We start from the raw sequence: 18,634 nt of genomic DNA, 5'->3' as shown, positions 1-18,634 counted from the left end.
ACCTGACAAGAGCCGGTCGGAGGCTCCGGCACCGGTCCCGTGACAGAAGTCAGTACGCCAGCGTCACCGGCCGGCCCAGCAGGTGCGCGCCGTTGTTGCCCAGCCAGCCCTCCGCGGCCGCCGCGTGCTGGGCGAACGTGTGGATGTCCCGGAAGCGGCGCTGGAGCGGGGACGAGTCGCGGGCCGCGCCGCCGCCGGCCGCCCGGTAGCAGGTGGCCACCGCGTCGATCGCCTGCTCGGTGACCCAGGGCAGCGCCGCGGAGATGGTCGGTTGCAGGGCCGGAATGCGCTCCGGGTCCCGGGCGCAGGCCGCCCAGAGCTCGTCGGCGAGGTCGGCGAGGAGGGTCCGGGCGGCGCGCACGTTCAGGTCGGCCCGGCCCAGGTGGATCCGGAAGGAGGGGGAGTCCGCGAGGGGCTGCCGCGCGTAGAGCCGCTGCCGGTCGCCGGTGAGCAGGTCGGTCATGTCGTCCAGCGCGCCCTGCGCGATGCCGACCGCCACCGCGCCGAGGTGCAGGACGAACTGCGCCAGCGGCGCCACGAACCCGGGGCCGGGCAGGCACGGCCTGCCGGTGAACAGGTCGAAGCTCGCCTCCGCCGGGCAGAAGGCCGAGTCGACCACCACGTCGTGGCTGCCGGTGCCGCGCAGGCCCAGCACGTGCCAGGTGTCCACGACGGTCACCCGCTCGGCCGGGAACAGCATCGAGCGGGTCTCCGGCGGGCCGCCGTCGGCGCCGGGCAGCGGCTGGCCGTCGGCGGTGAGGAGGCAGTTGCCGAAGATCCAGTCGGCGTGCCGGGAGCCGCTGGCGAACGCCCAGCGCCCGCTGACCTGGAAGCCGCCGTCGGCCAGCTCGGCCCGGCCCTGCGGGGCGAAGCCGCCGGCCACCACGACGTCCGGGCCGGCGGCGTAGAGCTTGTCGAACCGCTCCCGGGACAGCAGGGCCAGCAGGTGCGGGGTCTCCGCGCCGATCATCACCGTCCAGCCGGTCGAGCCGTCGGCCCGGGCCAGGGTCTCCAGCACCGCCATGCCGGTGCGCAGGTCCAACTCGTACCCGCCGTGGCTGCGCGGCACGAACATCCGGAAGCAGCCCGCGGCGCGGAGCCGGTCGAGCAGGTCGGCGGGCAGCTCCCGGGCCCGCTCGATCTCGGCGGCCCGCGCGGTCAGCTCGGGCGTCAGCTCGCGTACGGCGGTCAGCAGGTCGTGCGCCATCGGTGGCCTCCCTCGGCATCGGTGTGGCGGATCCACGGTGGGCGGCCCGGCGTCCCGGCCGCCAGGGACACCGGCACCGACCGGTCGGGACACCGGCGTGGCCCGGGTGCGCCGGTGGAACCGCCCGGGCGGTCGGGACACCCCGACCCATGCGCCCGGGACGCCGGGACGGTGACGCTGCACCGAGCGGCGCTCCGCCGCGTTCGCGTACCCGAAGGAGGAACCATGACCAGCGCCCTGCTCGACGGCACCGCGGTGCCGGCCGCCACCGACCGCCCCCGCCGTGGCTGGGCGGTCGCCGGAGCCGTCGCCGGCCTCACCGGCATCGCCCTCTTCCAGTTCAGCCCGGCGCTGACCGACGTGGACCCCGCGCTCCTCGCGGACAACGCCCGCTACGTGGCCGCCATGGACGGCCGTGAGGCGTACCTCTGGGTCTTCCAGGTCCTGGCCGTGCTGGCCGCCGGTTGCCTGGCGGTCTTCGCGGCCGGGCTGCGGCGGCGCCTGGCCGCCCGGGAGCCGGCCGGCGGCCTGCTGCCCGACGTGGCCGCGGCGGGCCTGCTGCTCACCGCGGCGCTGCTGCTCGTCGGCGGCGGGGTGTCCACCGAGCTGTACTGGGACCTGCGGCACCTGGCCGAGACCGACGCCGACACCGTCGCCGCGCTCGCCGCCCTCTACAGCACCCTCCCGTGGGTGTGGGCCGGTGCCGGGCTGAGCGCCGGCGCGGTGGCCGTGGCCGGGCTGCGCCGCCGGTCGGTGAGCCGGTGGCTGGCGGTGTTCAGCCTGGTGATGACGCTGCTGGTGGTGGTCACGCAGGCGGTGCCGCTGCAGTACCTGGCGCTGGCCCCGGCGGCGCTCTGGGCGACTGTCGCCGGCTTGACATTCGCGCTGGAGCGGCGGGGTCTCGGCAACTGACCCGGTGCCTGCCAGGATCAGGGCCATGCCCGCCGAGCCGACGCCCGTGCCGTCCCGCGCCGGCGGCGACCGCCGCCGCCCGGTCGCCGCCCGGCTGGTCGCCGTCGGCTGCGCGCTGCTGCTCGTGGGTACGGCCGGGTGCTGGGTGGCCGCCCGCCGGCCGTGGGGCCTGTCCCAGCTCTACTTCCTGGTCGACTTCACCGACTGCGCGGTCTACGGCACGGTCGCCTGGCTGGTGCTGCTGCGGCGCGGCCACCCGGTCGCCTGGCTGCTCGCCGCGACCGGGCTGGGCGGCGGGCTGTCGGCGCTGAGCGCGCAGTACGTGGACCTGCTGGCGGTCCGGCCCGACCTGCCCGCGCCGGTGCTGCTCACCTCGGCCCGGGACTGGGCGTGGGTGCCCGGGATGCTGTCGCTCATCACGGTGGTGCCCTGGCTGGTGCGGGAGGTGCGGCCGCCCGTGCCGGCCCGGGCCGCCGTGGCGGCCGGCGCCCTGGCCACCGCCGGGATCGCGGTGTTCCACCTGACCTGGCCGGGGCGGCCGGGGCACCCCTCCGGCGCGCCGTTCCCGGTCACCGCGCCCGGCTGGGCGGAGTTCGTGGTGGCCGGGGAGCCGTGGCTGTTCCGGGTGGTGCCGCTGCTCGGGCTGGTGGCCGCCGCCGGGGTGCTGCGGCGGTGGCGTACCGGGCCGGCGGGGGAGCGGGTCGGGCTGGGCTGGCTGGCGGTCGGCACGCTGCTGCTCGCCGTGAGCTTCGCGCCGCTCGGCTTCCCCGCCGAGTGGGCCCGCCAGGTCCCGGACTGGCTGGCCCCGACCGCGATGCTCGCCTCGCAGGCGTTCTTCCCGGCCGCCGTGCTGGCCGTGGTGCTCCGGCAGCGGCTGTGGGGGATCGAGATCGCGGTCCGCCGCACCCTGGTCTGGTTCCTGCTCACCTTCCTGTTGGTCGCCGCGTACGTGATCGGGGTGAGCACGCTCGACGGGCTGCTGCCGTCGTCGCCGGCCGTGCCGGGGGTGCTGGTCACCGCGCTGGTGGCGGCCGGCACGCAACCGGCCCGGTCCCGGGTGCAGCGCGGCGTGGACCGGCTCATCCACGGCGAGGCGGTGGAGCCGCTCGGCGTGGTCCGGGGCGTCGGCCGCCGGCTCAGCGCCTCGGCCGACCCGGCGGACGTGCTCGACGGGGTGGCGAGCAGTGTGACCGACCTGCTCCGGCTGGGCGCCTGCGCCATCGAGGTGGACGGCCCGGAGCCGTACGCGGCGCACGGTTCCTCGGGCGGTCCGGTCGGCGCGCCGCTCGTGCTGCCGCTGCGCCGGGGCGGCACCGAGATCGGCCGGCTGGTCGCCTGGGCCCGGGCGGGGGAGCGGCTGGACGGGCGGACCCGGGCCGCCCTGCTCGACCTGGTGCCGGTGGTCGCCTCGGCCGCGAGCCTGGCCGCCACCGGCCGGGCGCTGGCCGCCTCCCGGGCCCGGCTGGCGGAGGCGCGTGAGGAGGAGCGGCGCAAGCTGCGCCGGGACCTGCATGACGGGCTGGGCCCGGCGCTGGCCGGGGTGGCGCTGGGCCTGCAGGCGGCCCGTAACCTGCTCACCGTGGATCCCGAGGCGGCCGGCCGGTTGCTGGACCGGTTGCGCGACGAGACCGACCAGCGGGTGGAGCACGTCCGGGACCTGGCCCGCGGGCTGCTGCCGCCGGTGCTGGGCGAGCGCGGCCTCGTCCCGGCGCTGCACGAGCTGGCCCAGCGGTACGCGGGCTCCGGGCTGGCCGTGCAGGTGGCGGCCGAGCCGTTGCCGCTGCCGGAGCCGGTGGCCACCGCGATCTACGGCATCGTGTCCGAGGCGGTCCGCAACGCACACCGGCACGCGGGCGCGACGGACTGCCGGGTGAGCGTGCACCGCGACGACGAGGGACTGACCCTCCGGGTCGAGGACGGCGGCAGCGGCATCGTGCCGGGCACGCCGGCCGGGATCGGGATGCGCTCGATGCGGGAGCGGGCCGAGGGGATCGGCGGGGTCTGCGTGGTCGCGCCGGGGCCGGACGGCGGCACGACGGTCACCGTGCGGGTGCCGGTCGGGCGGCTGTCCGGGGACGCCGCCGCGGACGAGGCCGGGCAGCCGTTCGCGGTGGTCCCGTGACCGGGGAGACGATCCGGGTCGCGGTGGTGGACGACCACCCGGTGTTCCGGCTCGGCATGAGCGCGCTGCTGGCCTCGACGGCCGGGCTGGAGGTGGTCGGCGAGGCCGCTGACGCGGACGCCGCGCTGCGGGTCGCCGACCAGCACCGGCCCGACGTGATCATCATGGACCTCCACCTGGGCGGCCGGTCCGGGGTCGCGGCGACCCGGGAGATCGTGGCCCGGCACCCGGCGGTCGGTGTGCTGGTGGTGACCATGCTGGACGACGACGACTGGGTCTTCGCGGCCCTGCGCGCCGGGGCCCGGGGCTACCTGCTCAAGGGCGCCGCCCCGGCCGAGGTGGAGCGGGCGGTCCGGGCGGTGGCCAACGGCGAGGTGCTGCTGGGCCCGGTCATCGCCAGCCGGGCGGTGAGCTACCTGTCCGGGGCACGCGGCGCCGGGTCGGCCCCCTTCCCCGAGCTGACCGAGCGGGAGCGCGAGGTGCTCGACCTCGTTGCCCAGGGGCTGAGCAACGTGGTCATCGCCCGGCGGCTGACGCTGAGCCCGAAGACCGTCCGCAACCACCTGTCGAACGTGCTGACCAAGCTCCAGGTGGCCGACCGCGCACAGGCCATCGTCCGGGCCCGGGAGGCGGGCCTCGGTCAGCCCTGACGGAACTCGGCGGCGAGGACCCGCAGCGCGCGGGTCAGCTCCGGCGCCGAGGGCGCCGCCGGCGGGTCGACCAGCCACTGGGCCGCGACGCCGCCGATGAGCGCCTGGTGGAAGGCGCCGAGCGCGAGCGCGTCCGGCTCGTCGAGGGCCGGGTCGAGCCGGTGGAAGACCTGGGCCAGCCCGAGCCGGGCCTCGCGGGTGGCCCCGGCGAACGCCTCCCGCAGCTCGGGTGTCCGGTCGAGCTGCGCGATCAGCTCGAACTGCACGGCCCAGAGCGGCCGTAGCCGGGCGAACGACTCGATGATCCGCTCCCACGCCGCCTCGAAGCGCTGCTCGGGCGTGGCGTCCGGGCCGGCGTCCTCGGCGAGGGCGCGTTGCAGCTCGTCGCCCCACTCGGCCAGGGCCTCCACGAGCGCCTCGTTGAGCAGCGCCTTCGTGGTGCGGAAGTGGTAGCCGATGGCGGCCAGGCTGGTGCCGGCCGCGCCGGCCACGTCCCGGGCCGTGGTGGCCGCGTAGCCCTTCTCCATGAGGCAGCGCCGGGCCCCGGCGAGCAGGTCCTCCCGATTTCCCATGCCGGCAGCCTAGCGGATCCTTGAACAAGCGTCTTGCACAAACGTCTAACACGCTTGTACCGTCATCGGCATGACTGATGTGCTGATCTCCGGCGCCGGTGTCGCCGGCCCCACGCTCGCCTGGTGGTTGCGCCGCCAGGGCTTCCGGCCCACCGTCGTCGAGCGCGCCCCGGCGCTGCGCGACGGGGGCTACAAGGTGGACGTCCGGGGCGCGGCGCTGACCGTGCTGGACCGGATGGGCCTGCTCGACCAGGTGCGCCGGCGCGACACCGGGATGCGGCTGGCCCGCTTCGTGGACGCGTCCGGCACGCAACTGGCCACCATGGACGCCGCGCTCTTCGGCGGCCGGGAGGGCGACGACGTCGAGGTGCTGCGCGGGGACCTCGCCCGGCTGCTCGTCGACGCGACCCGCGACGTGGAATACCTCTTCGGCGACTCGATCGCCGCGCTGGAGCCGGCCGCCGACGGGGTGGACGTGACGTTCGCCGGGGGCGGGCGCCGCCGCTTCGACCTGGTGGTCGGCGCGGACGGGCTGCACTCGACGGTACGCCGGCTCGCGTTCGGCCCCGCCGCCGCGCACCTGCGCCCGCTCGGGCACCACATCGCCATCTGCGCCGTCCCGGCCGAGTTCGGCGAGGAGCGGGTCGAGCTCATGCACCCGGCGCCGGGCCGGAGCGTCGGGGTCTACCGCACCGCCGGGGCGCCCGACGCGCGGGCCCTGTTCCTCTTCCCCTCGCCCGTCGAGGAGCCCGACCACCGGGACCTGCCCGCCCAGCGGGCCGCGCTGGCCCGGGCGTTCGAGGGAGCCGGGTGGCGGGTGCCCGAGCTGCTCGCCGCGGCCGCCGACGCGCCGGACTTCTATTTCGCGCCCATGAGCCAGGTGCGGATGGACCGCTGGTCGACCGGCCGGATCGGCCTCGTCGGCGACGCGGGTTACGGCCCCTCCCCGGCCTCGGGGCAGGGCACCAGCCTCGGGCTGGTCGGGGCGTACGTGCTGGCCACCGCGCTGGCCGAGGCCGGTGGGGACCCGGTGGCCGGGTTCGCCGCGTACGAGCGACGGATGCGCCCGTTCGTCGAGGCGAACCAGCGGCTGGCCGAGCGCAACCTGGCGGGGATGGTGCAGTCGTCGGCGGCCCGGATCCGGTTCCAGACGTCGATGCTGCGGCTCATGCCGCGCCTGCCCGGCCGGGAGCGGATGATCCGCCGGGTCACCGAGCCGATCCGCCGGGCAGCCGGCGCGATCACGCTGCCGGACGCGCCGGCCGCCGCCCGCTGAGTCAATCCGTCAGGCGCTCGTCGTACGCGGCGCGCAGCTCGTCCCAGCCGAACTCCTTGGCCTCGGCGCCCCGGATCGGGCCCACCGGGTCGCCGTCGAGCAGGTGACCCGCGACGTCGAGGCAGAGGTGCCAGCCGGCGGCCATGCTGGCGCCCAGCGCGCGGTCGTCGAAGCGGTGCCGCAGGGTCAGCCGGGTGCCGCTCCCGGTGCCGGCCAGCTCCCAGCGCAGCAGCCCGTCGCCCCAGGTGTATTCGAGCAGGGTGGGTGGCTCGGCCCGGCGCACGGTGGCCGCGTCCGGCCAGCGCCGGTCGCCGTCGACGGTGCTCAGCGTGACCGCGCCGGGCGTGCCCAGGTCGCGGTCGGCGAGGAACGGCGCCCACTCGGCGAGGCGGTCGGGCTCGGTGAGTGCCGCCCACACCTTCTCCGGCGGATGGCGCAGGTCGCGGACGAAGACCAGGTCCCACCGGTCGCCGGCCGGCGACCAGGCGACGTCGGCGAGCGGGCCGGGGCGGAAGCTGTCGCGGTCCATGGTCACTCCTCACGGTCGAGATGGCGTTCCAGGGCGTCGAGGTGATCGGTCCACATCCGCCGGTACGGGTCGAGCCAGTCGTCCACGGCACGCAGCGGGCCGGTGTCGAGCCGGTAGATCCGTTGCTGGGCGGCGGTGCGGCAGCTGACCAGGCCGGCCTCCCGCAGCACCTTCAGGTGCTTGGAGACGGCCGGTTGACTCATGCCGAGCGCATCCACGAGGTCGCCGACGCTGCTCTCCGCCCGGCGCAGCCGGTCGAGGATGCGGCGTCGGGTGGGCTCGGCCAGCACGGCGAAGGCATCCCCGGACACCTCCCCAATATGCCGCTACGCTCATATGCCTGTCAAGGAATACTAGGGGCGGACGCGGCGGCCCCCGCCGGTTCCTATGCTCGGGGCATGGAACTGCGGATCTTCACCGAACCCCAGCAGGGTGCCAGCTACGACCAGTTGCTCGCCGTGGCGCGCCGCGCGGAGGAGACCGGCTTCGGCGCCTTCTTCCGCTCCGACCACTACCTGAAGATGGGCTCGGTGAGCGGCGACCCCGGTCCGACCGACGCCTGGACGACCCTCGCCGGCCTGGCCCGGGACACCACGCGGATCCGGCTCGGCACCCTGATGACCGCGGCCACCTTCCGGCTCCCCGGCCCGCTGGCCATCACCGTCGCCCAGGTCGACCAGATGAGCGGCGGCCGGGTCGAGCTGGGCATCGGCACCGGCTGGTTCGCCGAGGAGCACACCGCGTACGGCATCCCCTTCCCGCCGCTGGGCGAGCGGTTCGACCGGCTGGAGGAGCAGCTCGCGGTCATCACCGGGCTCTGGGAGACGCCGGCCGGCGCAACCTTCGACTTCCCCGGCAAGTACTACCCGGTCAGCGACTCCCCGGCGCTGCCCAAGCCGGTCCAGCAGCCGCGCCCGCCGATCCTGCTGGGCGGCATGGGCCCGAAGCGGACGCCCCGCCTCGCCGCCCGCTATGCCGACGAGTTCAACCTGCCGTTCGCCTCGGTCGAGGACTCGGCCGCGCAGTTCCGGCGGGTCCGGGACGCCTGCGCCGAGGTCGGGCGGGACCCGTCCGGCATGACCTGGTCCAACGCCCTGGTGCTCTGCTGCGGCCGGGACGACGCCGAGGTGGCCCGCCGTGCCGCCGCCATCGGCCGGGAGCCCGCGGAGCTGCGTGAGAACGGCGCCGCCGGCACGCCCGCCGAGGTCGTCGACAAGCTCGGCCGGTACGCGGAGATCGGCAGCGAGCGGGTCTACCTCCAGGTGCTCGATCTAGCCGACCTGGACCACCTGGAGCTGGTCGCCGCCGAGGTGCTGCGGCAGGTCTGAGCCGGTCCGCTCAGCGGGGTGGCGGCCCCGGATGGGGGATCGGGTCCGGCTCGGGCTCCGGGGCCGGCGGCGGCGCCGGGGCCGTGCCGTACGCCGCACCGGCCGGTTCGGGACCCACGCCGGTCGGGTCGATCTCCTCCTCCGACGGATACACGTCTCCCCGGAGGCTCGGGTCGCGGTAGCTGCTCATGGTCACAGGGTTCCCTACCCGGTGGCGGGGCAACCACGCCTTGCGCGGTTGGCGGATGATGCACCCGGACACCGGCGACGGGAACCGGGGGGAACGGACATGGAGCTGCATCGCAACCGGGGAGTGCTGCCACTGGCCCTCGTCTGCGTGGCGGGCGGGGTGATGGTGCTCGCCGTCGCCGGTGACGGGCCGGTGCTGCGGATGCTGGTCGCCCTGGGCATCGTGGTGGTCGGCGCGACGGTGCTGGTCGGCGCGCTCCGGCCGTTCCGCTGCGTGCTGGGCCCGGAGGGGCTGGAGGTGCGCCGGCCGGGCCTGCGCGGGACGTACCGCTGGGAGCAGTTCGCGGCGCTCGCCCTCGACGACGCGGGCCGCCTGGTCGGCGTGCCCGGGCCGGGGCTGCCGCCCGGCCCGCGCCTCACCGCGCGGCATCCGCGCGACGGCCGTCCCGCCGTCGAACTGCTCGACCTCGGCCAGGTGCGGGAGAGCCCCGACGAGGTGACAGCGGCGCTGGCCCGCTTCGCGGGCGACCGGTTCACCGACGCCCGCACCCCGTCGGCCGGCCCGGACGAGGACGCCAACACGGACCGGGAGGCCACCGCATGACCGGCACCAACTGGGCGGGCAACGTCACCTGGTCGGCCCGTGCCCGGCACGAGCCCGCGACCCTCGACGAGCTGCGCCGGCTGGTGGCCGGCGCCGAACGGGTCCGGGCGGTGGGCACCGGGCACTCGTTCAACCGGCTCGGCGACACCACCGGTGCGCAGGTGTCGGTGGCCGGGCTCCCGCCGACCGTCGCGCTCGACCGCGACCGGGGCACCGTCACCGTCGCCGGCGGGCTGCGCTACGGCGACCTGGCCACCGCCCTGTACGCCGAGGGGTACGCCCTGGCGAACCTCGCCTCCCTCCCGCACATCTCGGTGGCCGGGGCGGTCGCCACCGCCACCCACGGCTCCGGACCGGCCCACGGCAACCTGGCCACCGCGGTGAACGCGCTGGAACTGGTCACCGCCGACGGCGACCTGCTCACGGTGGACCGCGCCGACCCCCGGTTCGCCGGGCTGGTCGTCCACCTCGGCGCGCTGGGCGTGGTCACCCGGCTCACCCTCGACGTGGTGCCCGCCTTCGAGGTGCGGCAGTACGTCCGGCTCGGCCTGCCCCGCGCGGCACTGGACACCGCCCTCGACGCGGCCTACAGCGTGAGCGCCTTCACCGGCTGGCGGTCGCCCCGGTTCGACCAGGTGTGGCTCAAGCAGCACGCCGACCAGCCGCCACCCCCGGCGGACTGGCTGGACACCCGCGCGGCCGACACGCCGCACCACCCGGTGCCCGGGATGCCGGCGCACAACTGCACGGTCCAGCTCGGCGCGCCGGGGCCGTGGCACGAGCGGCTGCCGCACTTCCGGCTCGGCTTCACCCCGAGCAGCGGCGACGAACTCCAGTCCGAGTGGCACCTGGCCCGCTCCGACGCCGCCGCGGCGCTGGCCGCGCTCGATCCGGTGGCCGGGCGGATCGCCGCCGTGCTCCAGGTCTGCGAGCTGCGCACGGTGGCCGCGGACGGGCTGTGGCTCAGTCCTAACTACGAGCGGGACACCCTGGCCGTCCACTTCACCTGGGTCGGGGACCCGGCGGCGGTGGCGCCCGTGCTCGCCGAGGTGGAGGAGCGGCTCGCCCCGTTCGCCCCGCGCCCGCACTGGGGCAAGCTCTTCGACCGCGACCCGGCCGCCGCCTACCCGCGCCACGACGACTTCCGCGCCCTGCTGCGCGAGTTCGACCCGGCCGGCAAGTTCCGCACCGCGCTGCTGGACCGCTACTTCCCGAGGGACTGACCGACGGGTCGGTCAGGAGCGGCTGCCGGTCATCTGCTCGCGCAGGTGGCCGCGTTGCACGGCACGGCTGATGTCGCTGGGCGAGACGATCCCGACCAGCTGCTGGTCGGTCACCACGAGCGCCCGGCCGTCGGCGCACTCGCTGAGCCGGGGGAGCAGGTCGGTGAGCTGCTCGTCCGGGTCGGCGAGCACCAGCTCGTCGGCCTGGCAGGAGACCTCGGCCAGGGTGGTCGCCGCACGCCGCTCGGGCGGGATGCCGCGCACCCGGTCGAGGGTGACCAGCCCGACCGGCCGCCCCTGATCGGTGAGCGGCAGCGCCGAGTGCCGGTACGCGAACAGGTAGTGGTCGACGAAGTCGGCGACGGTCATCTCCCCGGAGGCGGTCTGCGGCTGCGGGGTCATCACCTCGGCGACCCGGATGCCGCGCAGCGCGCTGCCCATCCGGGCCTGGCGCTCCTCCTGGCCGGCCGCACCGATCAGGAACCAGCCGATGAGCGCCAGCCACAGCCCGCCCGCCCCGCTGCCGGCCAGGAACTGCCAGAGCCCCAGCCCGATCAGCAGCGCGCCGAGGATCCAGCCGGCCCGGGCCGCCACCACGGACGCCTTCGTCCGGTCGCCGGTGGCCTTCCACACCGCGGCCCGCAGCAGCCGGCCGCCGTCCAGCGGGGCGGCCGGCAGGACGTTGAAGATCGCCAGCAGCACGTTGATGCCGGCCAGCCACGACAGCGAGCCGAGCAGCAGGCCGTGCACGCCGGCCAGGGCCAGCAGCACCGCGATCGCGCCGAAGAAGAGCCCGATGATCAGGCTCACCAGCGGCCCCACCCCGGCGATGCGCAGCTCCGCGCCCGGGTCGCGGGCCTCGCCCTTCAGCTCGGACACGCCGCCGAAGAGCCAGAGCGTGATCCCCTCGACCTCGATGCCGTTGCGCTTGGCGACCACCGCGTGGGCCACCTCGTGGGCGAGCAGGCCGAGGAAGAAGACCACGGCGGCGGCCAGCCCGGCGGCCACGTACGCCACGGCCGAGTGGCCCGGGTACGCGCGGGGGAACTGGCTGGCGGACAGCGCCCACGCGATGAGCAGGAAGATGACCAGGACGCTCCAGTTGACCCCGACGGGTACGCCCGCGATCCGGCCAAGCCGGAAGCTCGCCCTCATGGCCCCGTCATACCCGTCGACGGCGGAGCCACACCAGGGCGGCGTGGGGCCGGGTCACGGGCGGCGGGGGGCGGTGCTGACCACGGTCGGCGAGTACTCGTTGGCCGCCTCCACGGCCCACTCCAGCGCGAAGTCGGCCTCCTCCTCCCAGCCCGGCTCGCCGCCCACGAAGTGCGACCGCCCGGGGAACTCCCGGTAGCTGGTGATGGCCGTCGAGCCCCGGTAGAGGTTGGCCGCGGCGGACGCCAGCGAGGGCGGCACCACGTGGTCCTCGCCGCCGGTCGTCACGAGCAGCGGCGCCCGGTCGGCCCGCGTGGTGTCCGTGGCGATCGCCGAGTTCGGGTCCAGGTTGGCGAACGCCCCCTCGAAGAAGACGTGACCGGCGGCGGGCACCGCGTACCGCTCCCAGGCGGCGTCGGAGGCCTCCGGGCTGATCGTGTTGCCGAAGGTGTAGCGGAAGTCCTCGCGGGTGAACGGCACCGCGCGGTGCCGGTTCGCCGGGTTGCGCAGGATGGGGAACCCGGAACGCAGGGTGCTGAGCGGCAGCTTCAGCACGCCCTTGACGGCCACCGGGTGCAGGCCGACGACGGCGGCCCCGAGGCCGCGGTCCATGAGCAGTTGGGCGATGAGGCCGCCGAACGAGTGCCCCATGATGATCGGCGGCCGGGGCAGGCCCCGGATGATCCCCGCGTAGTGGTCGACGATGCCGGTGATCCGCTGCGCGGCGATGGGCGTCGGGTCCTCCCGGAGCCGCTCGACGTCCTGGTCCATGCCGGGCCAGGCGGGGGCGAGCACCCGGAAGCCGCGGGCCGTGTAGCGGTCGACCCAGTGCTCCCAGCTGCGTGAAGTCATCCAGAGCCCGTGGATCAGCACGACCGTGTCGACCCGTGCCGTCGGTGTGCTCATGCCCTGACCTCCCGGTGCCGCGAGACTGACGTCGGCGCTGGTTACCCGGCCCGGCCGCCCTCACTCCCGGCGGGAACGTGGGTGGCGACGCCCCGGATCAGCAGGTCGACGCCGAACAGGAAGCGCTCGTCGCCGCCGCCCTCCATGAGGTCGTCCAGGTGCGCCGTGATGTTCGGGTACGTCCGGGGCGGCAGGTTCCCGTAGTAGGTGCGCAACTGCTGGTACAGCCCGGCCCACCAGGTCTCCCGGTCCTGCCCGGAGGCGCGGACCTTCTCCGCGTAGAGGGCGCCCTCGTAGGCGTCGCCGGCGATGTAGAGGAAGAGCCGGTCGAGGAACCAGGCCGCCGGTCGGGGCGGTACCCCGCCGGCCAGGAGGATGGCGAGCATGCCCTCGGTCACCCGCAGCGCGTTGGCGCCGGTCGGGATGGTGGCGAGGGAGGCGAGCGCCAGGTTGGTGTGGGTGGCGTAGACCCGGTACGCCTGCAGGGCCACCTCGCGGATCTGCTCGGTCCACCGCGCGGGCTCCGGGTCCGGCACGACGATCTCGGCGCTGGCCCGGTCGACGAGCAGTTCGAGCAGCTCCTCCTTGCCGGAGACGTGGGCGTAGAGGGAGGCCGCGCCCGTGTTCAGCTCCTGGGCCACCCGCCGCATGCTCAGCGCGCCGAGGCCCTCCCGGTTGATGAGGGCGAGGGCGGCGTCGACCACGGCCTGCTGGCTCAGGGGCCGGCGGGGCGAGCGGCTTCGGGGCCGGGTACGCCACGGGGGCGCGGGGGTTTCGCTCACGGACGACCTCCGGATCGGGGGGGCGGACTCGAACATCGTACTTGCCGCGAACGCCGTTCGTTGATAGAACGGTGTTCGTTAACGAACAGTGTTCGCTTCCGATCGGGGGACCCATGACCACCGAACTCACCGCGCCGCACCCCGCGGCGCCACCCGCCGCGGGCCACCGCTGGCGCTGGATCGCCCTCGCGGTGATCCTCGCCGCCGAGGTGATGGACCTGCTCGACGTGCTCGTCACCAACCTCGCCGGCCCGGCGATCCGGGCCGACCTCGGCGGCTCGCCCACCGTCATCCAGTGGATCGGCGCCGGCTACACCCTCGCCATGGCCGTCGGCCTGGTCACCGGCGGCCGCCTCGGCGACCTCTACGGCCGGCGCCGGATGTTCCTGGTCGGGGTGCTCGGCTTCACCGCCGCCTCGGCCGCCTGCGCGCTCGCCGCCGGTCCCGGCACGCTGATCGCCGCCCGGGTGGCCCAGGGCCTGCTCGGCGCGCTGCTCCTCCCGCAGGGGCTCGGCCTCATCAAGGAGATGTTCCCGCCCGAGCAGCTCGCCGCCGCCTTCGGCGCGTTCGGCCCGGTCATGGGGATCTCCGCCGTCGGCGGCCCCATCCTGGCCGGCTGGCTCGTCGACGCCGACCTCGGCGGCACCGGCTGGCGCGCCATCTTCCTGATCAACGTCCCGCTCGGCCTGCTCGCCGCCCTCGGCGCGGTCCGCTTCCTGCCGGCCTCCCGCCGCAACCACGCCACCCGGCTCGATCTGCCCGGCGTCGTGCTGCTCTCGGTCGCGGTGTTCCTGCTGGTCCACCCGCTGGTGCAGGGCCGCGAGCTGGGCTGGCCGGCGTGGAGCTTCGCGATGCTGGCCGGCGCGGTCGTGGTGCTGGCCGTCTTCGCCCGCTACGAGCAGCGCCGGCAGCGGGCCGGCCGGGACCCGCTGGTGGTCCCCGCCCTGTTCCGCCGCCGCGCCTTCACCGGCGGGCTGGTCGCCGGCCTGGCCTTCTTCACCGCGCTGGCCGGCTTCTCACTGGTGTTCAGCCTCTACCTCCAGCTCGGGCTCGGCTGGTCGCCGCTGCGCGCCGGGCTGGCCGGCGTGCCCCAGGCGCTCGGCATGGTCGCCGCCTTCGTGCTCGCCGGCGCCGGCCTGGCCCAGCGGCTCGGCCGGCGGCTCATCCACCTCGGACTCTGGGTGGTGCTGGCCGGCGTCGCCGGGATGCTGCTCACCCTCACCGTGGCCGGCGCCGACGTCACCCCGTGGCGGATGACGCCCGCGCTGCTGGCGGTCGGCTTCGGCATGGGCCTCGTGATGGCACCGTTCTTCGACATCGTGCTCTCCGGAGTGGAGGAGGCGGAGACCGGATCGGCGTCCGGCACGCTGACGGCCGTGCAGCAGCTCGGCGGCGCGCTCGGCGTGGCGCTGCTCGGCACGGTCTTCTTCGACGGGCTGACCGACTCGGTGTCGCACGCCGTGCGGGTCACCCTGCTCGCCGAGCTGGGCCTGCTGCTGGTCACCGTGGCGGGCGCGTTCCTGCTGCCGCGCCGGGCGCGGGAGGGGGCCGGCGGGCACTGACCGCCGGCCTCCTGACAAATGTCACGGTCGGAAGATGACGACCGCTCCGGGGACCGGACCGCCGGTCCCCGGAGCATCGTTGTCATGACCGACACTGCACCGGCCGTCGAGCTGGCCGGACTCACCAAGACCTTCGGCACGGTGACCGCCGTCGACGGGCTCAGCCTGCGGATCGAGCCGGGCGAGGTGGTGGCCTTCCTCGGCCCCAACGGCGCCGGCAAGACCACCACCGTGGACATGCTGCTCGGCCTGGCCCGCCCGGACGCCGGCACCGTCCGGGTCTTCGGCGGCACGCCCGGCGACGCCGTCCGGCTCGGCCGGATCGCCGCCGTGATGCAGACCGGCGGCCTGCTCAAGGACCTCACCGTCGCCGAGACGGTACGGATGACCGCGCACTTCTACGGCCACTCCCGCCCGGTGACCGAGGTGCTGGAACGGGCCGGCATCGCCGACATCGCCGACCGCCCGGTGGGCAAGTGCTCCGGCGGCCAGCAGCAGCGGCTGCGCTTCGCCCTGGCGTTGCTGCCCGACCCCGACCTGATGGTGCTCGACGAGCCGACCACCGGGATGGACGTCGAGGGGCGGCGGGACTTCTGGCAGGCCATCCGGGCCGACGCCCGCTCCGGCCGGACCGTCCTGTTCGCCACCCACTACCTGGACGAGGCCGACGCGTACGCGGACCGGATCGTGCTGGTCCGCCAGGGCCGGGTGGTCGCCGACGGCACCACCGCCGAGATCAAGAACCTGGCCGCCGGCCGGGTGGTGCGGGCCACCCTCCCGGGCGCCGACCAGGCCGTGCTCGCGGCGCTGCCCGGCGTGCAGTCGGTCGAGGTGCGCGGCGACGCGGTGCTCGTGCACACCGAGGACTCGGACGTCGTCGCCCGGCACCTGCTGACCCGGACCGACGCGCGGGATCTGGAGATCACCTCGCGCAACCTCGAGGACGCCTTCCTCGCCCTGACCACCGCCGCCGCCTGACGCCGACCGCGAACGACTCCGGAGCCTGAGATGACCGTCACCGCCTCGTCCGCCACCACCTCGACCCGGGAGGCCGGGAACCGCCGGCCGCCCGCCCTGGGCGGCTTCTCCGCCCCCGTGCTCGGCATCGAGATCCGCCGGGTGCTGCGCAACCGCCGCACGCTGATGTTCATCCTGGTCATGCCTGCGGTGTTCTTCCTGCTGTTCGGTCTGCCCCAGCGCGGTCAGAACCTGGACAACGGGCTGCCGGTCACCGGCTGGATCATGATCAGCCTGGCCGTCTACGCCGCCATGGTGGCCACCACCAGCGCCGGCGCGGCGGTCGCCACCGAGCGGGCGCTGGGCTGGAGCCGGCAGTTGCGCCTCACCCCGCTGCGCCCGGCCGCGTACGTGGCCACGAAGGTGGCCACCGCCATGGTGCTCGGCCTGCTCGGCGTGCTGGTCGAGTTCACCGTGGGCGCCGCCTCCGGGGTGCGGATGCCGGCACACGTCTGGGTGGAGTCCGGCCTGACCGCCTGGATCGGCTCGCTCGTCTTCGCCGCCCTGGGCCTCTTCGTCGGCTACCTGGCCCCGGCCGAGAACGTCATGCAGTTCATGGGCCCGGCGCTGGCCATCCTGGCCATGCTCGGCGGGCTGTTCGTCCCGCTCGACATCCTGCCCCACGCGATGCAGCAGATCGCCAAGTTCACCCCGGTGTACGGCGTCGGCCAGCTCGCCCGGGCGCCGCTGGCCGGGGGCGGGGTGGACTGGGCAGCGGTCGGCAACGTGGCCGCCTGGACCGCCTTCTTCGGCCTCGGCGCGGCCCGGCTGTTCCGCCGCGACACCACCCGCGTCTGACGCGCGGCGGCGGAGGCTAGCGTGTTCACCGTGGGCCTGCCGCACCAGCCGAGCCAGCCGGTGAGCCGCCGTTGGCGGATCACCGGCTGGCTCCTGGCCGCGGTCTGGCTGTTCTTCCTCAACATCCCGCTGCTCACCGCCCTGCACCAGCCCGAGGTGTGGCGCCGGGTGCTGGGCGCGGTCACCCTTGTCGCCTTCGGCGTGCTCTACGTCTGGGTGTTCGAGTGGGCGCGCGGCCGGCGGCAGGCGCACCGGAACATTCCGCGTGGTCGAGCGTGGACGGTCCTGGCGGCGCTGCTCGGGCTCGGCCTCGCCGGCATCCCGGGCACCGAGGGGGACTGGCTGACCACGCTGGTCTTCGTGGCGGCCGCGGCGGTGTTCCTGCTGCCGATCTGGGAGTCCCTGCTGGTGGTCGTGCTGGCCGCGCTGACCCCGCCGGTCACGGCGGCGCTGGTACCCGGCTGGGAGGCCGAGGGGACCGTGGTCTTCGCCGTCGTGCTCGCCTCGTTCGCCATGTTCGGGGTGAGCCGGCTGGCGCAGCGCAACGCCGACCTCCAGGCGGCGCAGCAGGAGATCGGCCGGCTGGCGGTGGCCGAGGAGCGGGCCCGCACCGCGCGGGACCTGCACGACATCCTCGGGCACTCGCTGACCGTGGTGGCGGTCAAGGCGGAGCTGGCCGGGCGGTTGCTGGAGCTGGACCCGGCCCGGGCGGCCACCGAGGTCGCCGACATCGAGCGGCTGGCCCGGCAGGCGCTGGCCGACGTGCGGGGCACCGTCGGGGCGTACCGCGGCGTGAACCTGGCGACGGAGCTGGCCGGCGCCCGCTCGGCGCTGGCCGCCGCGGGCGTCGCGGCGGACCTGCCGGAGACGGTGCCGTCGCTGCCGGCGGAGCGGGACGAGCTGTTCGGCTGGACGGTCCGCGAGGGAGTGACCAACGTGGTCCGGCACAGCGGCGCCCGGCGCTGCGAGATCCGGATCGACCCGACGGCCGTGGAGATCCGCGACGACGGCCGGGGGCCGGCCGGCGAGCCGGACGAGGCCGGCCACGGCCTGGTCGGGCTCCGCGAGCGGGCCCAGCGGCTGGACGCCACGGTCACCGTCGGCCGCCCGCGCGGCGGGCGCGGCTTCCTGCTGCGGGTGGCCGTGCCCGACACGGAACGGGGGACGGCCGGATGACCGAGCCGATCCGGCTGCTGCTCGCGGACGACCAGGCGCTGGTCCGGGGCGCGCTCGCCGCGCTGCTCTCGCTGGAGCCGGACCTGACCGTGGTGGCCGAGGTGGGCCGGGGCGACGAGGTGGTGCCGGAGGCGCTGCGTAGCCGGCCGGACGTGGCCCTGCTCGACGTGGAGATGCCCGGCCTCGACGGGGTTGCGGCGGCCGCGGCGCTGCGGGCCGCGCTGCCCGGCTGCCGGGTGCTGGTGGTGACCACCTTCGGCCGGCCCGGTTACCTGCGGCGGGCCATGGAGGCGGGCGCGAACGGCTTCGTGGTCAAGGACACCCCGGCCCGGCAGCTCGCCGACGCGGTCCGCCGGGTGCACGCCGGGCTGCGGGTGGTCGACCCGACGCTCGCCGCGGAGACGCTGGCCACCGGGCCGAGCCCGCTCACCGACCGGGAGACCGAGGTGCTGCGTACGGCCCGGGGCGGCGGCACGGTGGCGGAGCTGGCTGCCACACTGCACCTGTCCGAGGGGACGGTGCGCAACCACCTGTCGGCGGCGATCGGCAAGACCGGCGCCCGCAACCGGGCCGACGCCGTGCGGGTGGCCGAGGAGAACGGCTGGCTGCTCGGCGACTGAGCCGGC

Annotated in this window: 20 protein-coding genes; 12 read left to right on the top strand and 8 right to left on the bottom strand. The window is 75.6% G+C overall.

The features are described 5' to 3' along the window. Positions 1–49 precede the first annotated feature (49 nt). Positions 50–1,207, bottom strand: a complete 1,158-nt coding sequence (locus GA0070214_RS26385) for an acyl-CoA dehydrogenase family protein (RefSeq protein ID WP_091269201.1) — start codon at positions 1,205–1,207, stop codon at positions 50–52. 225 nt (positions 1,208–1,432) lie between these two features. Between GA0070214_RS26385 and GA0070214_RS26380 the strand changes: the two genes are divergently transcribed. The 3 genes from GA0070214_RS26380 to GA0070214_RS26370 are packed head-to-tail and all read left to right on the top strand — an operon-like array spanning position 1,433 to position 4,891. Then, positions 1,433–2,119 carry a hypothetical protein gene (locus GA0070214_RS26380; protein WP_091269200.1) on the top strand — a complete coding sequence of 229 codons (687 nt, stop codon included), beginning with the start codon at positions 1,433–1,435 and terminating at the stop codon, positions 2,117–2,119. Positions 2,120–2,144: 25 nt separating this feature from the next. Further along, on the top strand, positions 2,145–4,241 hold the full coding sequence (locus tag GA0070214_RS26375) for a sensor histidine kinase (RefSeq protein ID WP_091269199.1): 2,097 nt from the start codon (positions 2,145–2,147) through the stop codon (positions 4,239–4,241). Continuing rightward, positions 4,238–4,891: a response regulator gene (locus tag GA0070214_RS26370; protein WP_244167860.1), complete on the top strand. Its 654-nt coding sequence runs from the start codon at positions 4,238–4,240 to the stop codon at positions 4,889–4,891. The genes GA0070214_RS26375 and GA0070214_RS26370 overlap by 4 nt, the downstream gene beginning before the upstream one ends. Here the strand turns inward: GA0070214_RS26370 and GA0070214_RS26365 are convergent. Then, complete coding sequence (locus GA0070214_RS26365; protein ID WP_091269198.1) at positions 4,882–5,463, bottom strand: TetR/AcrR family transcriptional regulator; 582 nt, start codon at positions 5,461–5,463, stop codon at positions 4,882–4,884. The two genes, GA0070214_RS26370 and GA0070214_RS26365, sit on opposite strands and share 10 nt — an antisense overlap. A gap of 70 nt (positions 5,464–5,533) precedes the next feature. Here GA0070214_RS26365 and GA0070214_RS26360 point away from each other — a divergent pair, with 70 nt between their 5' ends. Further along, a complete protein-coding gene (locus GA0070214_RS26360) occupies positions 5,534–6,739 on the top strand; it encodes an FAD-dependent monooxygenase (RefSeq protein WP_091269197.1) in 1,206 nt (401 codons plus the stop codon). Between the two features lies 1 nt (position 6,740). Here the strand turns inward: GA0070214_RS26360 and GA0070214_RS26355 are convergent, their stop codons facing one another. Then, on the bottom strand, positions 6,741–7,268 hold the full coding sequence (locus GA0070214_RS26355) for an SRPBCC family protein (RefSeq protein WP_091269196.1): 528 nt from the start codon (positions 7,266–7,268) through the stop codon (positions 6,741–6,743). Between the two features lie 2 nt (positions 7,269–7,270). Beyond that, positions 7,271–7,579 carry an ArsR/SmtB family transcription factor gene (locus GA0070214_RS26350; protein ID WP_091269195.1) on the bottom strand — a complete coding sequence of 103 codons (309 nt, stop codon included), beginning with the start codon at positions 7,577–7,579 and terminating at the stop codon, positions 7,271–7,273. Between the two features lie 87 nt (positions 7,580–7,666). Between GA0070214_RS26350 and GA0070214_RS26345 the strand changes: the two genes are divergently transcribed. After that, complete coding sequence (locus GA0070214_RS26345; protein WP_091269194.1) at positions 7,667–8,596, top strand: LLM class F420-dependent oxidoreductase; 930 nt, start codon at positions 7,667–7,669, stop codon at positions 8,594–8,596. Between the two features lie 10 nt (positions 8,597–8,606). Here the strand turns inward: GA0070214_RS26345 and GA0070214_RS26340 are convergent, their stop codons facing one another. Beyond that, positions 8,607–8,786: a hypothetical protein gene (locus GA0070214_RS26340; protein ID WP_244167859.1), complete on the bottom strand. Its 180-nt coding sequence runs from the start codon at positions 8,784–8,786 to the stop codon at positions 8,607–8,609. A 99-nt stretch (positions 8,787–8,885) separates the two neighbouring features. Between GA0070214_RS26340 and GA0070214_RS26335 the strand changes: the two genes are divergently transcribed. After that, positions 8,886–9,389: a PH domain-containing protein gene (locus tag GA0070214_RS26335; protein WP_091269193.1), complete on the top strand. Its 504-nt coding sequence runs from the start codon at positions 8,886–8,888 to the stop codon at positions 9,387–9,389. Continuing rightward, entirely contained in the window at positions 9,386–10,612 is a 1,227-nt protein-coding gene (locus tag GA0070214_RS26330; RefSeq protein ID WP_091269192.1) for an FAD-binding protein, read from the top strand. The genes GA0070214_RS26335 and GA0070214_RS26330 overlap by 4 nt, the downstream gene beginning before the upstream one ends. 12 nt (positions 10,613–10,624) lie before the next feature. Here GA0070214_RS26330 and GA0070214_RS26325 read toward each other — a convergent pair whose 3' ends face one another. The 3 genes from GA0070214_RS26325 to GA0070214_RS26315 are packed head-to-tail and all read right to left on the bottom strand — an operon-like array spanning position 10,625 to position 13,455. Beyond that, on the bottom strand, positions 10,625–11,767 hold the full coding sequence (locus tag GA0070214_RS26325; RefSeq protein ID WP_091269191.1) for a site-2 protease family protein: 1,143 nt from the start codon (positions 11,765–11,767) through the stop codon (positions 10,625–10,627). Between the two features lie 54 nt (positions 11,768–11,821). Beyond that, positions 11,822–12,673, bottom strand: coding sequence for an alpha/beta hydrolase (locus GA0070214_RS26320; RefSeq protein WP_091269190.1), 852 nt, complete (start codon positions 12,671–12,673; stop codon positions 11,822–11,824). Positions 12,674–12,714: 41 nt separating this feature from the next. Next, positions 12,715–13,455: a TetR/AcrR family transcriptional regulator C-terminal domain-containing protein gene (locus GA0070214_RS26315; protein WP_244167858.1), complete on the bottom strand. Its 741-nt coding sequence runs from the start codon at positions 13,453–13,455 to the stop codon at positions 12,715–12,717. Positions 13,456–13,568: 113 nt separating this feature from the next. Between GA0070214_RS26315 and GA0070214_RS26310 the strand changes: the two genes are divergently transcribed. From GA0070214_RS26310 to GA0070214_RS26290, 5 genes are all read left to right on the top strand, one after another. Next, positions 13,569–15,017 carry an MFS transporter gene (locus GA0070214_RS26310; protein ID WP_091269188.1) on the top strand — a complete coding sequence of 483 codons (1,449 nt, stop codon included), beginning with the start codon at positions 13,569–13,571 and terminating at the stop codon, positions 15,015–15,017. An 84-nt stretch (positions 15,018–15,101) separates the two neighbouring features. Then, a complete protein-coding gene (locus GA0070214_RS26305; RefSeq protein WP_091269187.1) occupies positions 15,102–15,995 on the top strand; it encodes an ABC transporter ATP-binding protein in 894 nt (297 codons plus the stop codon). Between the two features lie 30 nt (positions 15,996–16,025). Beyond that, positions 16,026–16,832 carry an ABC transporter permease gene (locus tag GA0070214_RS26300; protein ID WP_091269186.1) on the top strand — a complete coding sequence of 269 codons (807 nt, stop codon included), beginning with the start codon at positions 16,026–16,028 and terminating at the stop codon, positions 16,830–16,832. Positions 16,833–16,853: 21 nt separating this feature from the next. Beyond that, a complete protein-coding gene (locus tag GA0070214_RS26295) occupies positions 16,854–18,008 on the top strand; it encodes a sensor histidine kinase (protein WP_091269185.1) in 1,155 nt (384 codons plus the stop codon). Beyond that, on the top strand, positions 18,005–18,628 hold the full coding sequence (locus GA0070214_RS26290; RefSeq protein ID WP_091269184.1) for a response regulator transcription factor: 624 nt from the start codon (positions 18,005–18,007) through the stop codon (positions 18,626–18,628). Before GA0070214_RS26295 ends, GA0070214_RS26290 begins: the two co-directional genes overlap by 4 nt. Positions 18,629–18,634: the final 6 nt, after the last annotated feature.

Origin of the sequence: Micromonospora chaiyaphumensis, from assembly GCF_900091435.1 — a bacterium.
In the GTDB taxonomy this organism is placed as follows: Bacteria; Actinomycetota; Actinomycetes; order Mycobacteriales; family Micromonosporaceae; genus Micromonospora; species Micromonospora chaiyaphumensis.
This window is presented reverse-complemented; position numbering and strand designations above follow the sequence as displayed.

What these genes read in the sequence shown, in the direction of transcription:
- GA0070214_RS26385 (WP_091269201.1), bottom strand. Translation starts at nt 1,207, where the DNA reads ATGGCGCACGACCTGCTGACCGCCGTACGCGAGCTGACGCCCGAGCTG.
- GA0070214_RS26380 (WP_091269200.1), top strand. Translation starts at nt 1,433, where the DNA reads ATGACCAGCGCCCTGCTCGACGGCACCGCGGTGCCGGCCGCCACCGAC.
- GA0070214_RS26375 (WP_091269199.1), top strand. Translation starts at nt 2,145, where the DNA reads ATGCCCGCCGAGCCGACGCCCGTGCCGTCCCGCGCCGGCGGCGACCGC.
- GA0070214_RS26365 (WP_091269198.1), bottom strand. Translation starts at nt 5,463, where the DNA reads ATGGGAAATCGGGAGGACCTGCTCGCCGGGGCCCGGCGCTGCCTCATG.
- GA0070214_RS26360 (WP_091269197.1), top strand. Translation starts at nt 5,534, where the DNA reads ATGACTGATGTGCTGATCTCCGGCGCCGGTGTCGCCGGCCCCACGCTC.
- GA0070214_RS26355 (WP_091269196.1), bottom strand. Translation starts at nt 7,268, where the DNA reads ATGGACCGCGACAGCTTCCGCCCCGGCCCGCTCGCCGACGTCGCCTGG.
- GA0070214_RS26345 (WP_091269194.1), top strand. Translation starts at nt 7,667, where the DNA reads ATGGAACTGCGGATCTTCACCGAACCCCAGCAGGGTGCCAGCTACGAC.
- GA0070214_RS26340 (WP_244167859.1), bottom strand. Translation starts at nt 8,786, where the DNA reads ATGAGCAGCTACCGCGACCCGAGCCTCCGGGGAGACGTGTATCCGTCG.
- GA0070214_RS26335 (WP_091269193.1), top strand. Translation starts at nt 8,886, where the DNA reads ATGGAGCTGCATCGCAACCGGGGAGTGCTGCCACTGGCCCTCGTCTGC.
- GA0070214_RS26330 (WP_091269192.1), top strand. Translation starts at nt 9,386, where the DNA reads ATGACCGGCACCAACTGGGCGGGCAACGTCACCTGGTCGGCCCGTGCC.
- GA0070214_RS26325 (WP_091269191.1), bottom strand. Translation starts at nt 11,767, where the DNA reads ATGAGGGCGAGCTTCCGGCTTGGCCGGATCGCGGGCGTACCCGTCGGG.
- GA0070214_RS26320 (WP_091269190.1), bottom strand. Translation starts at nt 12,673, where the DNA reads ATGAGCACACCGACGGCACGGGTCGACACGGTCGTGCTGATCCACGGG.
- GA0070214_RS26310 (WP_091269188.1), top strand. Translation starts at nt 13,569, where the DNA reads ATGACCACCGAACTCACCGCGCCGCACCCCGCGGCGCCACCCGCCGCG.
- GA0070214_RS26305 (WP_091269187.1), top strand. Translation starts at nt 15,102, where the DNA reads ATGACCGACACTGCACCGGCCGTCGAGCTGGCCGGACTCACCAAGACC.
- GA0070214_RS26300 (WP_091269186.1), top strand. Translation starts at nt 16,026, where the DNA reads ATGACCGTCACCGCCTCGTCCGCCACCACCTCGACCCGGGAGGCCGGG.
- GA0070214_RS26290 (WP_091269184.1), top strand. Translation starts at nt 18,005, where the DNA reads ATGACCGAGCCGATCCGGCTGCTGCTCGCGGACGACCAGGCGCTGGTC.